A 14223-nucleotide genomic window follows, 5' to 3' on the forward strand; every position below is an offset into this window, starting at 1 on the left:
CGGCGCGAGCGGGCCCCACCCGCCCCGGACGGGCCTCAGCCGCGGGCGGCCGCGATCTGCCGGGACATGATCGTCGTCAGCTCGTACGCCGCGTGCGAGGCCGCCACGGACGTGATCTCCGCGTGGTCGTACGCGGGGGCGACCTCGACCAGGTCGGCGGAGACGAGGTTGCAGGAGGACAGGCCGCGGATGATCTCCAGCAGCTCACGGGAGGTCAGGCCGCCCGCCTCCGGCGTGCCGGTGCCGGGCGCGTGGGCCGGGTCCAGGACGTCGATGTCGATGGAGATGTACAGCGGGCGGTCGCCGACGCGCTGGCGCAGCTGGTCGGCGATCTCGTCGACGCCGCGCCGCATGACGTCGGCGGAGGTGACGATGCCGAAGCCCATCTTCTCGTCGTCGGTGAGGTCCTTCTTGCCGTACAGCGGGCCGCGCGTGCCGACGTGGGACAGCGCCTCGGTGTCGAGGATGCCCTCCTCCACGGCCCGGCGGAACGGCGTGCCGTGGGTGTACTCGGCGCCGAAGTAGGTGTCCCAGGTGTCCAGGTGCGCGTCGAAGTGCAGCAGGGCGACGGGGCCGTGCTTCTTGGCGACCGAGCGCAGCAGCGGCAGCGCGATGGTGTGGTCGCCGCCGAGCGTCATCAGGCGGGCGCCGGTGCCGAGGAGGTCGTCGGCCGCCGCCTCGACGGTCTCCACGGCCTCGTCGATGTTGAACGGGTTCGCGGCGATGTCGCCCGCGTCCGCGACCTGTGCGAGGGCGAACGGGGAGGCGTCCTGGGCCGGGTTGTACGGGCGCAGGAGGCGGGAGGCCTCACGGATGGCGTTGCCGCCGAAGCGGGCGCCCGGACGGTAGGAGACGCCGGTGTCGAAGGGCACGCCGACGACGGCGACGTCGGTGGTGCCGACCTCGTCGAGGCGGGGCAGCCGGGCGAAGGTCGCCGGGCCGGCGTAGCGCGGGATGCGGGAGGAGTCGACGGGGCCGCGCGGTTCACGGGGGGCGGGGGTGCTCATGCTCGGAGCCTCTCGGATCACGGACGGGCGCCGACGGATCACGGTCGCGTCAACGTCGGAGCGGGTGGGGTGGACGTACCGAGGGTAGGCAGGTAGGGGGAATCCGCACATGTACGAACTGAAGGGTGCGGCTTCGCCATATGGACAGGACGTCCATCGCGTGATCCCGGGGGAGAATGAGGGCATGCCGATACCACCCAGCCGTACCGAACTGATCGATCACCTCGTCCGTACGCGCATCGCGGGGAATGTCGCCACTCCCCGCGAGAACAACCTCGACCACTACCGCAGGCTCTCCCAGGGGGACCGGAACTTCTGGTTCGGCCTGGAGCTCGGCGACCGCTGGACGGACGAGCAGGACGTCCTGGCCGTCATGGCCGAGCGCTGCGGTGTCAGTGACGACCTCGGCCACCGCGCGGGGCAGGACACGATCGACCCCGGCCTGACGGTGGCGGCGCTGGAGCGGGCCGCCGCCTTCCTGCGCAAGGCGGCCGAGGGCGGGCAGCGGGTGCTGTTCGCGACCGGGCACCCGGGGGGCCTGCTGGACGTGCACCGTGCGACGGCGGCAGCTCTGCGGACGGCGGGATGCGAGATCGTCTCCATCCCCAGCGGGCTGCGCGCCGACGAGGGCTCGGTCTACCAGGTGGCGGACGTGGCCGTGTACGAGCGCGGGGCGACGCTGTGGCACACCCACTCCCCCGCCCCCATGGCCGCGATCCTCGACGGCCTGGCGGCCCTGGGCCGCCCGCTGCCGGACCTCGTGGTGGCCGACCACGGCTGGGCGGGCTGCGCGGCGCAGCGCGGCATCGACGCCGTGGGCTACGCGGACTCCAACGACCCCGCGCTCTTCCTCGCCGAGGCCGAGGGCACGCTCCAGGTGACGGTGCCGCTGGACGACCACGTCGCCGACCCGCGCTTCTACGAACCGATGACGGCGTATCTGCTGGACGCGGCGGGACTGGCGGTCACGGCCTAGTGACCTGAGTCGGAGATTCTTCGTTAGATCGCGAGCCTTCGACGGGCCTCTGCTTCTCGGACGGGCCCGGCACTACCGAGGATAGGGCCGCCGCATCGGAGTCAGCGACATCGGACGGAACTACCAAAAGATCTCTGACTCAGGTCACTAGTAGTGCTTTGTTAGGTGGCCCTTGTCGTGGTGGGTGGGCGGTAGTTCGCTGGCTGTATGAGGGCTGGGGAGCTTGCCGCGGTGCGGGGCCGGTTAGAGGAGTTCGTGTCGGATGTGTTCGCGCCGTTGGTGCGGCGGGATCAGCGGGCGAAGGGCGGGTTGTATCTGCGGGGGCTGCTGCTGGACGGCCGCAGGAAGTCGATGCAGCCGATGGCTGAGCGGCTTGGTGTCGATCATCAGCAGCTGCAGCAGTTCATGACGTCTTCGACCTGGCAGGTCGAGCAGGTGCGGGCCCGGCTGGCGTGGAGGGCTGTGGCCGTGGTCCGGCCGCAGGTATGGGTGGTGGACGACACCGGTTTCCCCAAGGACGGCCGTTTCTCGCCCGGGGTCGCCCGGCAGTACTCCGGCACTTTAGGCAAGGTCGGCAACTGCCAGATCGGTGTCAGCGTCCATGCCGCCTCCGGGGAGGCCTCGTGCCCGCTGTCCTGGCGCCTGTTCCTGCCCGCTGCCTGGGACGGTCCCGACGCGCAGGTCCGCAGGCAGGCCTGCCGGATCCCCGGCAGCGAGCGTCACCGGGCCAAGTGGCAGCTGGCCCTGGACATGCTCGACGAACTCGCCGGCTGCGGGCTGCGGCCTGCTGCCCTGGTCGCGGACACCGGCTACGGCGCGAACGCCGATTTCCGTCACGGTCTGGACGAACGCGGCCTGGCCTGGGTACTCCAGGTCAAGGGCGAGATGACCGCCCACGGCCAGGACGCGGTGCCGCACCAGCGTGAATACGGCGGGCTCGGCCCCAGGCCACTGCCCCGCTATCGCACCCGGCCGGTGTCATTGCGCGAGCATGTGCTGGCCGCAGGTCGCAGCCGTGGGCGGACCGTGACCTGGCGCAAGGGATCGAAAGCGGCAATGAGCTCGCATTTCGTGTTCCTGCGCGTCCGGCTCGCGGGCCGTCGCCCGAAGCCGGCTGCCGACGGCACCATCCCCTTGTCCTGGCTGATCGCCCAATGGCCCGAGGGCGAAAGCGAACCAGTGAAGTACTGGATCTCGAACCTGCCGGCCGACCTCCCCGCCAAGGATCTGATCCGTCTGGCGAAAGCCCGGTGGCGGATCGAGCATGACTACCGCGAGCTGAAAACAGCCCTGGGCCTGGACCACTTCGAGGGCCGCTCGTTCGCCGGCTGGCACCGGCACGTCACCCTCGTCACTGCCGCCCATCTGTTCCTGACCGAACAGCGGACACACCCAAAAGCCCCTGCCAGGGCCTGACCCTCTACCAGGCCCTGGACCTCCTCCAGCAGCTCATCGCCACCTGGACCGGAACCTGCCCCACCTGCCGACAGACCGTCCCATGGCAGCCCTACGACACCACCTAACAAAGCACTACTAGGGCCTGTCCGGCGGATCTTCGTCATGCGGCACCACGGCGCCCCTACGGGGCGCTCAGCGCGTGCCCGTGAGGCTGTACTGGCCGTCCAGGGTCAGGGTGAGGGTGTAGGAGGGCGACCCGGTCGTACCGTTGGCGATGTTCCCGCTGATCGTGTACGGCCCGGTCCGGGTATTGCCGCCGGGGCTGGTGTCGGTGTCCGTCGTCGTGCCCGAACCCTGGACGGTGCCGTCCTGGAGCAGCTTCGCGTCCATCGGTCCCAGCGTCTCGTTCACGGTGCTGGCCACCCCGGTGAACGCCGGGGTGTAGTTCACCTCGGTGAGGGTGACGGTGATGTGCCCGGCCTCGTCGGGGCCCGGTCCGGAGGGATCGGACTGCTTGGTGATCGTCACGAAGCACTCGGGTTGTTCGCAACGAGCACCGTTCAGGGTGCCGTTGTACGTCCCGTTGACGTCGAAGCTCGTGGGAGCGGCGGGCTGCGGGTTCGACGGGGTGGACGGGTTCGACGGCTGGGGCGACGAGGGGTTCCCCGGCGCGGGGTTGCCGGGCTGCTGCGGGGCCGGGGCGGACGGCGGGTGCGCAGGCGCCTCCTGGTGGGTGCGGTTCCAGAGGTAGACCGCCCCGCCGGCGAGCGCCAGGATGATCACGCCGCCCGTGAGCAGTGAGCCGAGGCCGAGCCCCGCGATGCCGCCCACGCCCTCGGCGGCGGCCGCACCGCCCACGGCTTCGCCTGCCGCGACGGCCTCGCCCGCGGCGATGCCTTCGCCGACGGCGACGCCTTCGCCCACGGCGACGCCCTCACCGACTGCGGCGCCCTCACCGACTGCGGCGCCCTCACCAAGGGCGGCGCCCTCACCAAGGGCGGCTCCTTCGCCCGCCGCGGCGCCCTCACCGAGTGCGGCCCCCTCGCCTGCAGCGGCTCCTTCGCCGGCTGCCGCGCCGGGGGCGGTCGCGCCCGGTGCGATCGTCGCCGCGTCGGCACCGGCGGCGGGGGCCGCCGTCGCCACGCGGCCGGCGGCGACGCGGGCAGCGGTTCCCAGGCCGCCGACCTTGGTGGCGTTGTCTTGCAGGAACGCGGCGATCGCCTGGGGGGACCACTTCGCCGTGTTGGCGAGGAATTCCTTGAACCCGGCGGCCCCGGCCTCCACGGCGGCATGCAGGTCGGCCTGCGCGGCGGAGAAGGCCTGACGGAGGGACTGCAGATGCTCCTCGACAGTTTCCTCCAGGGTGGGCCCGTAGTAATCGCCGAGTTGCTTGGTGCCGTTGGCCAGGGCGTCTTCCATCTCCAGCAGGCCCTTGCCCAGGATCCTCGCGTTGTTCTGCTGCCTGACGATCCACGCCTCGAAGGCGGTCTGCAGGGCCTGGTTCTCTCCCGGTGGAGCCATGGCTCAGCCCTCCGCGGCCGCGGATCCGCCCGCCGCCCGGTCCGCCGGTGGCTCCTGGTCCCGGAAGGAGCCCATGGTGCGGAGCCGGATGCCGTCGTACCAGTACCAGGTCGCAGTCGACAGATCGAGGAGCAGAGCGCCGTTGTCACGCATGATGAGCCCGGCACGGAACGCCTGGCGACGGAAGGAATCGAAGTCGATGCGCTGTGCCTGCAGGTCGTCCAGGAGCTGCTGATACGTACCGAGCGAGGTCTTGAGCTGCGACAGCAGCTCGGCTGCGGCCGCCTCCTCGATCTCGGGCAACGCCTCCAGGGGCCGAGTCGCGTCCGAGTGGTCCATACGCCGCCCCCTTCCGGGAGGGGCCCCGTTTACCAGTCTGCCACTGCCGTGTTATCGGCGGTAGGGAGCTGTGTGCGGGGGCGGCTGCCCTGGGCCAGAGGCTCGGGGGCTAGGTTCTGTCTCTTTGGTTATTGTCGTGCCCAGATGAGGATGGCGGCGAGGTGGAGTGCGGCCTGGTAGGCGATGGCGAGTTTGTCGCGGCGTGTGGCGATGCCGCGCCATTGCTTGAGGCGGTTGATGCAGCGTTCGACGGTGTTGCGTTGCTTGTAGGCCTCGCGGTCGAAGCCGGGCGGACGCCACCGAGCCGGCCTCGTCTCAGACGGTGGCCGACCTGGTCGGACGGCTGCGGAATGACCGCTCGGATGCCTCGATGCCGCAGATGGGTGCGGATGGCTCGTGAAGAATACGCGCGGTCGGCCAGGACGGCGAAGGGCCGTGTCCGGGGTCTGCCCGGCCCGGTGCGGGGCACGCGGATGCGGGACATCACCGTCTCGAAGGCGGGCGCGTCACCGGCCTGGCCTGCGGTGATGGTGAAGGCCAGGGGGCGTGCGTGACCGTCCGCGGCCAGGTGGACCTTAGTGCTCAGCCCGCCGCGGGAGCGGCCGAGCGCGTGATCGGCGGGCTCGCCGAAGCAGGCCGCCCCTTTTTGCGGGCTCCAGCAGCGTGCTGGTGGGCTCGGACGACCGTGGAGCCCACCGACACCGTCCAGTCGATGTCGTCGTCGGCGTCCGCTGCCGCCAGGACAGCGGCGAGGATCATTTCCCAGGTGCCGTCCACTGCCCATCGGATCAGCCGCTTGTGAGCGGTCTGGAACGAGCCGAGCTCGTCGGGAAGATCACGCCAGGGCGAACAGGTGCGGTACTTCCACGCGATGGCCTCAAGGGTGCGGCGGTGGTCCGCCCACCGCCGCCCGCGGACCGGATCGGCCGGCATCAGCGGCTCGATCCGTCCCCACATCGCATCAGTGATCAATAACCGGACAGATACATCCGATCAACTGACCAACCCATCAAAGAGACACGCGCTAGCCGTTCCGCCGGGGGCCGCCGTTCCAGCCCCGGACGACCAGCCAGGAGCCGCCGTAGAGCACGGCGGCTTCTGCGGCTCGCAGGCCCAGTGCCGACACCAGCCTGGGGGCGCCGGTGAGTTCGACGACTTCCGCGTGCCAGAAGAACAGCAGGACGACGCCGAGGACCATCACGGCCACGCCCCCTGCCATCAGCAGCCCTCTGAGCGCCATGGCCATCGGCGCGCCTTCGCGCGTCATGCGCGTCCCCTCCCCGTGCGTCCCCTGACGATCACTCAGAATGGTAACGGGGAGGCTCCCGTGACAGGCTGCCGAGCCCGCCTCAGCCCTGCGGTATCCGCACCAGTCCCTCCTGGATGACCGACACCGCCAGCCGCCCGTCCTGCGTGAAGATCCGCCCGCGGGCCAGGCCCCGGCCGCCCTGCGCCGTGGGGCTCTCCTGGTCGTAGAGCAGCCATTCGTCGGCCCGGAAGGGGCGGTGGAACCACATCGCGTGGTCCAGGCTCGCGCCGACCACGTCCCCCACCGCCCAGCCGCCGCGCCCGTGGGCGAGCAGCACGGAGTCCAGGAGCGTCATGTCCGAGACGTACGTGGCCAGACAGACGTGCAGCATCGGATCGTCGGCCAGTTTGCCGTTCGTCCGGAACCAGACCTGCGACTTCGGCTCGCGGGGCTCGCCCACGCTGGCGAACGGCGGCCCGTCGACGTAGCGCAGGTCCACCGCCTCGCGCGCCTCCAGGATCCGCCGGACGACGTCGGGGCCGCCCAGCAGCCCGGCGTGGGCGCCGAGCGTCTCGGCGGCGGTCGGCAGCGACGCCGGGTCCGGGGCGGCCGGCATCGGCTCCTGGTGCTCCAGGCCCTCCTCGTACGTCTGGAAGGAGGCGGACAGGTGGAAGATGGGCTGGCCGTGCTGGACCGCGACCACGCGGCGCGTGGTGAAGGAGCGCCCGTCGCGGATGCGGTCGACGGTGTAGACGATGGGCACGGCAGGGTCGCCGGGGCGAAGGAAGTAGGAGTGCAGCGAGTGCGCCGCCCGGTCGTCCGGAACCGTGCGCCCCGCGGCGACGAGGGCCTGCGCGGCGACCTGGCCGCCGAAGACGCGCGGCACGAGGATGGGGCGGTCGGTGGTGCCCCGGAAGATGTCCTGCTCGATCTGCTCGAGGTCCAGCAGGCCGAGGAGGTCGTCGAGGGGTGTGGAGGGCTCGGTCATGGGCCGGCGGTCCCCTCCGTGGTCCTCGTTGCACTCCGTGCGCCGCATGCCTGTCGCCCTCCCGCGCCATGGGTAAGCGCTTGCTCAGCGCCTCTGGCAGGAAGTTACCCGCCGGTCACCGGGCTGTCCAGATCCGTTCGGTGCGGGGCCGGCCGGCCGCGCCCCGGGGCCCGGGGATCAGCCGGACAGGGCCGCCAGGGCGCCCAGGGCCAGCCGGCGCAGCAGGGCCGCCGTGGCGTCGCGGCCGGGCAGGGCGCCGGGGCGGCCGAGGTGCGGGGTGGAGTTGAGCAGCCCGAAGACGGCGTGGACGGCCGCCCGGGCCTCGGCCTCCGCGGCGCCCGGGTACAGCTGGCGCACGACGTCGACCCACAGCTCGACGTACTGGCGCTGGAGGGAGCGCACCAGCTTGCGGTCGCTGTCGCGCAGCTGGCCCAGCTCGCGGTCGTGGAGGGTGATCAGCGCGCGGTCGTCGAGGGCGAAGTCGATGTGGCCGTCGATGAGCGAGTCGAGCACGGCGGCCGGGCCGCCACCCGCCCCGGCGGCCTCGGCGACGCGCTGCCGGCCACCGGCGAAGAGCCGCCCGCTGATGCCCACCAGCAGCTCGGCCAGCATCGCGTCCTTGCCGGCGAAGTGGCGGTAGAGGCCGGGGCCGCTGATGCCGACCGCGGCCCCTATCTCGTCCACCCCCACGCCGTGGAAGCCGCGCTCGGCGAAGAGCCGGGCGGCCTCGCCCAGGATCTGCTCGCGGCGGGTGGGGGCGGAGGCGGTCCGGGGACGGGACGGTGCGTCTTTCACGAAGGTAATTCTAGACAGCGGCGTTAGTGGTCGTTAACCTGAAGGCGGATGTGTTAACGCTCATTAACCGAGCAAGGGAGCTCGAGCACATGCAGCAGGCACCGGTGCTGGGGAGCGCCGTGGATCCGGCGTCCGACGCCTGGCGGGCCAACGAGGCCGCGCACCGCGAGCTGGTGGCGCGGTTGCGCGAGAAGCTCGCCGCCGCGCGCCTGGGCGGGGGCGAGAAGGCGCGCGCCCGGCACACCGCGCGCGGGAAGCTGCTGCCGCGCGACCGCGTGGACGCCCTCCTGGACCCCGGGTCACCGTTCCTGGAGATCGCACCCCTGGCGGCCGACGGCCTGTACGGCGGGGCCGCCCCGGCCGCCGGCGTCATCGCCGGCATCGGGCGGGTGTCCGGCCGCGAGACCGTCGTCGTCGCCAACGACGCCACGGTCAAGGGCGGCACGTATTACCCCCTGACCGTCAAGAAGCACCTGCGCGCCCAGGAGATCGCCCTGGAGAACAGGCTCCCCTGCCTGTACCTGGTCGACTCCGGCGGCGCCTTCCTGCCGATGCAGGACGAGGTCTTCCCCGACCGCGACCACTTCGGCCGGATCTTCTACAACCAGGCGCGTATGTCCGGCGCCGGCATCCCGCAGATCGCGGCCGTCCTCGGCTCCTGCACGGCCGGCGGCGCCTACGTGCCGGCCATGAGCGACGAGGCGGTGATCGTCCGCGGGCAGGGCACGATCTTCCTGGGCGGCCCGCCGCTGGTGAAGGCCGCGACCGGTGAGGTCGTCACGGCCGAGGAACTGGGCGGCGGCGAGGTCCACTCGAAGGTGTCGGGCGTCACCGACCACCTCGCCGAGAACGACGAGCACGCCCTGCGGATCGTCCGCACCATCGTCTCCACGCTTCCCGCGCGCGGCGAGCTGCCGTGGTCCGTGGAGCCGGTGGAGGAGCCCGCGGCCGACCCGGCGGGCCTCTACGGCGCGGTCCCGGTCGACTCCCGGACGCCGTACGACGTGCGCGAGGTCATCGCCCGCGTCGTCGACGGGTCACGCTTCGCCGAGTTCAAGGCGGAGTTCGGGCAGACCCTGGTGACCGGTTTCGCCCGGATCCACGGCCACCCGGTTGGTGTCATCGCCAACAACGGCATCCTCTTCTCCGAGTCCGCCCAGAAGGGCGCGCACTTCATCGAGCTGTGCGACCAGCGCGGCATCCCCCTGGTCTTCCTCCAGAACATCTCCGGCTTCATGGTCGGCAGGCAGTACGAGGCGGGCGGCATCGCCAAGCACGGCGCCAAGATGGTGACGGCCGTGGCGTGCGCGCGCGTGCCCAAGCTGACGGTCGTCATAGGCGGCTCCTACGGCGCCGGCAACTACTCGATGTGCGGACGGGCCTACTCCCCCCGCTTCCTGTGGATGTGGCCCAACGCCAAGATCTCGGTGATGGGCGGCGAGCAGGCCGCCTCGGTGCTCGCGACCGTCAAGCGCGACCAGCTCGAAGCGCGCGGCGAGGAGTGGGGCGTGGAGGACGAGGAGGCCTTCCGCGCCCCCGTCCGCGAGCAGTACGAGACGCAGGGCAGCGCCTATTACGCGACGGCGCGGCTGTGGGACGACGGCGTCATCGACCCCCTGGAGACCCGGCAGGTGCTGGGTCTGGCCCTGACCGCGTGTGCCAACGCGCCGTTGGGCGAGCCCGGCTACGGCGTCTTCCGGATGTGAGGCGGAACATGTTCGAGACTGTCCTTGTCGCCAACCGAGGCGAGATCGCCGTGCGGGTCATCCGCACGCTGCGCGCGCTCGGCATCCGTTCCGTCGCCGTGTTCAGCGACGCCGACGCGGACGCCCGGCACGTCCGCGAGGCCGACACCGCCGTCCGGATCGGCCCGGCGGCCGCCGTGGAGAGCTATCTGTCCATACCGCGCCTGCTGGACGCGGCCGCGCGTTCCGGTGCCCAGGCCGTGCACCCCGGCTACGGCTTCCTCGCCGAGAACGCCGCCTTCGCGCGTGCCTGCGCCGAGGCCGGGCTGGCCTTCATCGGCCCGCCCGCCCCGGCGATCGAGCTGATGGGCGACAAGATCCGCGCCAAGGAGACCGTGCGGGCCGCGGGCGTGCCGGTCGTGCCGGGCTCGACGGGCAGCGGCCTGAGCGACGCCGAGCTGGCCGCGGCGGCGCGCGCGATCGGGATGCCGGTGCTGCTGAAGCCGTCGGCCGGCGGCGGCGGCAAGGGCATGCGGCTCGTGCGGGACGAGGCGCTGCTGGGCGAGGAGATCGCGGCGGCGCGGCGCGAGGCGCGCGGCTCCTTCGGCGACGACACCCTGCTCGTCGAGCGCTGGGTCGACCGGCCCCGGCACATCGAGATCCAGGTCCTGGCGGACGGCCACGGCCACGTCGTCCACCTCGGCGAGCGCGAGTGCTCGCTGCAACGGCGGCACCAGAAGATCATCGAGGAGGCGCCGAGCGTCCTGCTGGACGACGCCACGCGCGCCGGCATGGGCGAGGCCGCCGTGCAGGCCGCCCGCGCCTGCGGCTACGCGGGAGCGGGGACGGTGGAGTTCATCGTCCCGGGCGGCGACCCCTCCTCGTACTACTTCATGGAGATGAACACCCGTCTCCAGGTCGAGCACCCGGTGACGGAGCTGGTCACGGGCCTGGACCTGGTCGAGTGGCAGATCCGCGTCGCCGCCGGCGAGCGACTGGGCGTCGCCCAGGAGGACGTGACCCTGACCGGCCACGCCGTGGAGGCGCGGATCTGCGCCGAGACGGCCCGCGTGAGCGGTGACCGCGTCGACTTCCTGCCGTCGGCGGGCACGGTGCGCCTGCTGCGCGAGCCGGCGGGAGACGGCGTCCGGGTGGACTCCGGCCTCTCGGAGGGCGTCGAGGTCGGCACCTCGTACGACCCGATGCTCGCGAAGGTGATCGCCCACGGACCGGACCGGGCCACGGCGCTGCGGCGGCTCAGGGCCGCCCTCGCGGAGACCACGGTCCTCGGCGTGGACACGAACGTGGGGTTCCTGCGGCGGCTGCTGGCCCACCCCTCCGTCGTGTCGGGCGACCTCGACACGGGCCTGGTCGACCGGGACGCGGCGGCGCTCGTTCCGGCGGAGGTGCCGCAGGAGGTGTACGTGGCGGGCGGGTTGCTGCGCCAGGCGGAGCTGTCCCCCGCTCCCGCCCCCTCCCGGAACGAGGGGCACGCCCCCCGGCCCCCGGCCGGGTGGGTGGACCCGTTCTCGGTGCCGAGCGGCTGGCGCCTCGGCGGTGAAGCCGCCTGGACGGCCCACCACTTCCGCGTCCCGGGCCACGCCCCGGTGACGGTCCACGTGCGCGGTGCCGCCTCCGAGGCGGAGTTCCGGCTGACGCCCTCGGGAGAGGACGTCCCCGCCGCCTCCGGCAGCGCGAGGTTGCTGCCCTCCCGGCGCCCCGGGGGCCCGCTCCCGGAATCCGCGCCGCCCCCAGGGCCCGGGACCGGCGAACGAGCCACCCTTGAGCTCGACGGCACCACCCGCACCCTCACCGTCGCCCACGCCCCCGACGGGGCCGTCTGGCTGGCCCACGACGGCGACACCTGGCACCTCCTGCCGTACGACCCCGTCCAGGCCGCCCTGACCGGCGGCGCCGCCGGCGCCCACGCCGGCACGCTCACCGCCCCCATGCCCGGCACCGTCACCCTCGTGAAGGCCGCCGTCGGGGACGAGGTCACCGCCGGCCAGAGCCTGCTCGTGGTGGAGGCGATGAAGATGGAGCACGTCATCTCCGCCCCGCACGCCGGCACGGTCACCGAGCTGGACGTGACCGCCGGCAGCACGGTCGCCATGGACCAGGTCCTCGCCGTCGTCACGCCCCGGGAGGAGTCATGAGCACGGGACTTCCCATGACCGTCCCCGACCCCTCGCTCCCCGCGCGCGTGCGCATCCACGAGGTCGGCCCCCGGGACGGCCTGCAGAACGAGAAGACGGTCGTCCCGACCGAGGTCAAGGCCGAGTTCGTCCACCGCCTCGCCGCCGCCGGCCTGGACACCGTGGAGGCGACCAGCTTCGTGCACCCGAAGTGGGTGCCCCAGCTGGCCGACGCCGAGCAGCTGATGCCGATGCTCGGCGACGTGCCGGCCCGGCTCCCCGTGCTCGTCCCCAACCAGCGCGGCCTGGACCGCGCCCTCGCGCTCGGCGCCCGCGAGATCGCCGTCTTCGGCAGCGCCACCGAGGCGTTCGCCAAGGCCAACCTCAACCGCACGGTGGACGAGTCGCTGGCCATGTTCGCCCCCGTCGTGGCGGCCGCGCGGGAGGCCGGCGCGCGCGTGCGCGGCTACCTCTCCATGTGCTTCGGCGATCCCTGGGAGGGCGCCGTCCCCATCGAGCAGACGGTCCGCGTCAGCCGCCGCCTGTTCGACCTCGGCTGCGACGAGCTGAGCCTGGGCGACACCATCGGCGTCGCCACGCCGGGCCACGTCACCGCGCTGCTGACCGCGCTCAACGAGGCGGGCGTGCCGACCGGCCGGCTGGCCGTGCACTTCCACGACACCTACGGCCAGGCCCTCGCCAACGCCCTCGCCGCGCTGCGGCACGGCGTGACCACCGTCGACGCCTCCGCCGGCGGCCTCGGCGGCTGCCCGTACGCGAAGAGCGCCACCGGCAACCTCGCCACCGAAGACCTCGTCTGGATGCTCAACGGCCTCGGTGTCTCCACCGGGGTCGACCTCGGCCTCCTCACCGCCACCAGCGTGTGGATGGCCGGCCACCTGGGCCGACCCAGCCCGTCCCGCACCCTTCGCGCCCTCTCCCACCAGGAGCCGTAGCCATGTCGCTGGACCACCGCCTCACCCCCGAGCACGAGGAACTCCGCCGCACGGTCGAGGAGTTCGCGCACGACGTGGTCGCCCCCAAGATCGGCGACTACTACGAGCGCCATGAGTTCCCGTACGAGATCGTGCGGGAGATGGGCCGCATGGGGCTGTTCGGCCTGCCGTTCCCCGAGGAGTACGGCGGCATGGGCGGCGACTACCTGGCTCTCGGCCTGGCCCTCGAAGAGCTGGCCCGGGTGGACTCCTCCGTGGCCATCACCCTGGAAGCGGGCGTCTCCCTCGGCGCGATGCCGATCTTCCGCTTCGGCACCGAGGAGCAGAAGCGGCAGTGGCTGCCGAAGCTGTGCTCGGGCGAGTCGCTGGGCGCGTTCGGCCTGACGGAGCCGGAGTGCGGCTCGGACGCCGGCGGCACCCGCACCACCGCCCGCCGGGACGAGGCCACGGGCGAATGGGTCATCAACGGCACCAAGTGCTTCATCACCAACTCCGGCACCGACATCACCGGCCTGGTGACCGTCACCGCCGTCACCGGCCGCAAGGAGGACGGCAAGCCGCTGATCTCCTCGATCATCGTGCCGTCCGGCACGCCCGGCTTCACGGTGGCCGCCCCCTACTCCAAGGTCGGCTGGAACGCCTCGGACACCCGCGAGCTGTCCTTCTCCGACGTGCGGGTGCCGGCCGCCAACCTGCTGGGCGAGGAGGGCCGCGGCTACGCCCAGTTCCTGCGCATACTCGACGAGGGGCGCGTGGCGATCTCCGCGCTGGCCACCGGCCTGGCCCAGGGCTGCGTCGACGAGTCCGTCTCCTACGCCGGGACGCGCCATGCCTTCGGCCGGCCGATCGGCGCCAACCAGGCCATCCAGTTCAAGATCGCCGACATGGAGATGCGGGCGCACACGGCGCGCGTGGCCTGGCGGGACGCGGCCTCCCGGCTGATCCACGGCGAGCCCTTCAAGAAGGAGGCCGCGCTGGCGAAGCTCTACTCCTCCGAGGTGGCCGTCACCAACGCCCGCGAGGCCACCCAGATCCACGGCGGCTACGGCTTCATGAACGAGTACCCGGTCGCCCGCATGTGGCGCGACTCCAAGATCCTGGAGATCGGCGAGGGCACGAGCGAGGTGCAGCGCATGCTGATCGCCCGGGAGCTGGGGCTGACGGACTGACCCGG

At 72.3% G+C, this 14223-nt stretch carries 12 protein-coding genes and 1 pseudogene; 6 read left to right on the forward strand and 7 right to left on the reverse strand.

From position 1 onward, the window contains the following. Positions 1-35: 35 nt before the first annotated feature. Positions 36-1007, reverse strand: coding sequence for an agmatinase (gene speB / locus CYQ11_RS10655; protein ID WP_099200429.1), 972 nt, complete (start codon positions 1005-1007; stop codon positions 36-38). 184 nt (positions 1008-1191) lie between these two features. Here speB and CYQ11_RS10660 point away from each other — a divergent pair, with 184 nt between their 5' ends. Then, positions 1192-1983 (forward strand): phosphatase, encoded by a 792-nt coding sequence (locus CYQ11_RS10660; RefSeq protein ID WP_099200428.1) that lies wholly within the window; start codon positions 1192-1194, stop codon positions 1981-1983. Positions 1984-2190: 207 nt separating this feature from the next. Next, the gene (locus CYQ11_RS10665) at positions 2191-3399 is read left to right on the forward strand and encodes an IS701 family transposase (RefSeq protein WP_099200427.1); all 1209 of its coding nucleotides are present in this window, start codon (positions 2191-2193) and stop codon (positions 3397-3399) included. Between the two features lie 174 nt (positions 3400-3573). Here the strand turns inward: CYQ11_RS10665 and CYQ11_RS10670 are convergent, their stop codons facing one another. The 6 genes and pseudogenes from CYQ11_RS10670 to CYQ11_RS10695 all read right to left on the reverse strand — a co-directional run bounded on the left by CYQ11_RS10670 (position 3574) and on the right by CYQ11_RS10695 (position 8273). Further along, positions 3574-4902 carry a hypothetical protein gene (locus CYQ11_RS10670; protein ID WP_099200426.1) on the reverse strand — a complete coding sequence of 443 codons (1329 nt, stop codon included), beginning with the start codon at positions 4900-4902 and terminating at the stop codon, positions 3574-3576. A gap of 3 nt (positions 4903-4905) precedes the next feature. Further along, entirely contained in the window at positions 4906-5241 is a 336-nt protein-coding gene (locus CYQ11_RS10675) for a hypothetical protein (protein ID WP_086566351.1), read from the reverse strand. Between the two features lie 128 nt (positions 5242-5369). Beyond that, positions 5370-6198, reverse strand: a pseudogene (locus CYQ11_RS10680) (IS5 family transposase). A 67-nt stretch (positions 6199-6265) separates the two neighbouring features. After that, complete coding sequence (locus CYQ11_RS10685; protein WP_099200425.1) at positions 6266-6508, reverse strand: hypothetical protein; 243 nt, start codon at positions 6506-6508, stop codon at positions 6266-6268. An 82-nt stretch (positions 6509-6590) separates the two neighbouring features. Next, a complete protein-coding gene (gene tesB / locus CYQ11_RS10690; RefSeq protein WP_099200850.1) occupies positions 6591-7478 on the reverse strand; it encodes an acyl-CoA thioesterase II in 888 nt (295 codons plus the stop codon). A gap of 177 nt (positions 7479-7655) precedes the next feature. After that, positions 7656-8273, reverse strand: a complete 618-nt coding sequence (locus CYQ11_RS10695) for an SACE_7040 family transcriptional regulator (protein WP_099200424.1) — start codon at positions 8271-8273, stop codon at positions 7656-7658. A gap of 89 nt (positions 8274-8362) precedes the next feature. Here CYQ11_RS10695 and CYQ11_RS10700 point away from each other — a divergent pair, with 89 nt between their 5' ends. Genes CYQ11_RS10700 through CYQ11_RS10715 form a run of 4 tightly spaced genes read left to right on the forward strand, consistent with a single transcriptional unit; the run spans position 8363 to position 14218 of the window. Then, positions 8363-9979 (forward strand): carboxyl transferase domain-containing protein, encoded by a 1617-nt coding sequence (locus CYQ11_RS10700; protein ID WP_099200423.1) that lies wholly within the window; start codon positions 8363-8365, stop codon positions 9977-9979. Between the two features lie 8 nt (positions 9980-9987). Beyond that, complete coding sequence (locus CYQ11_RS10705; protein ID WP_099200422.1) at positions 9988-12114, forward strand: ATP-binding protein; 2127 nt, start codon at positions 9988-9990, stop codon at positions 12112-12114. Next, positions 12111-13049: a hydroxymethylglutaryl-CoA lyase gene (locus tag CYQ11_RS10710; RefSeq protein WP_099200421.1), complete on the forward strand. Its 939-nt coding sequence runs from the start codon at positions 12111-12113 to the stop codon at positions 13047-13049. The genes CYQ11_RS10705 and CYQ11_RS10710 overlap by 4 nt, the downstream gene beginning before the upstream one ends. 2 nt (positions 13050-13051) lie before the next feature. After that, the gene (locus CYQ11_RS10715) at positions 13052-14218 is read left to right on the forward strand and encodes an acyl-CoA dehydrogenase family protein (protein WP_099200420.1); all 1167 of its coding nucleotides are present in this window, start codon (positions 13052-13054) and stop codon (positions 14216-14218) included. Positions 14219-14223 lie beyond the last annotated feature (5 nt).

The organism is Streptomyces cinnamoneus, from assembly GCF_002939475.1.
Lineage (GTDB): Bacteria > Actinomycetota > Actinomycetes > Streptomycetales > Streptomycetaceae > Streptomyces > Streptomyces cinnamoneus_A.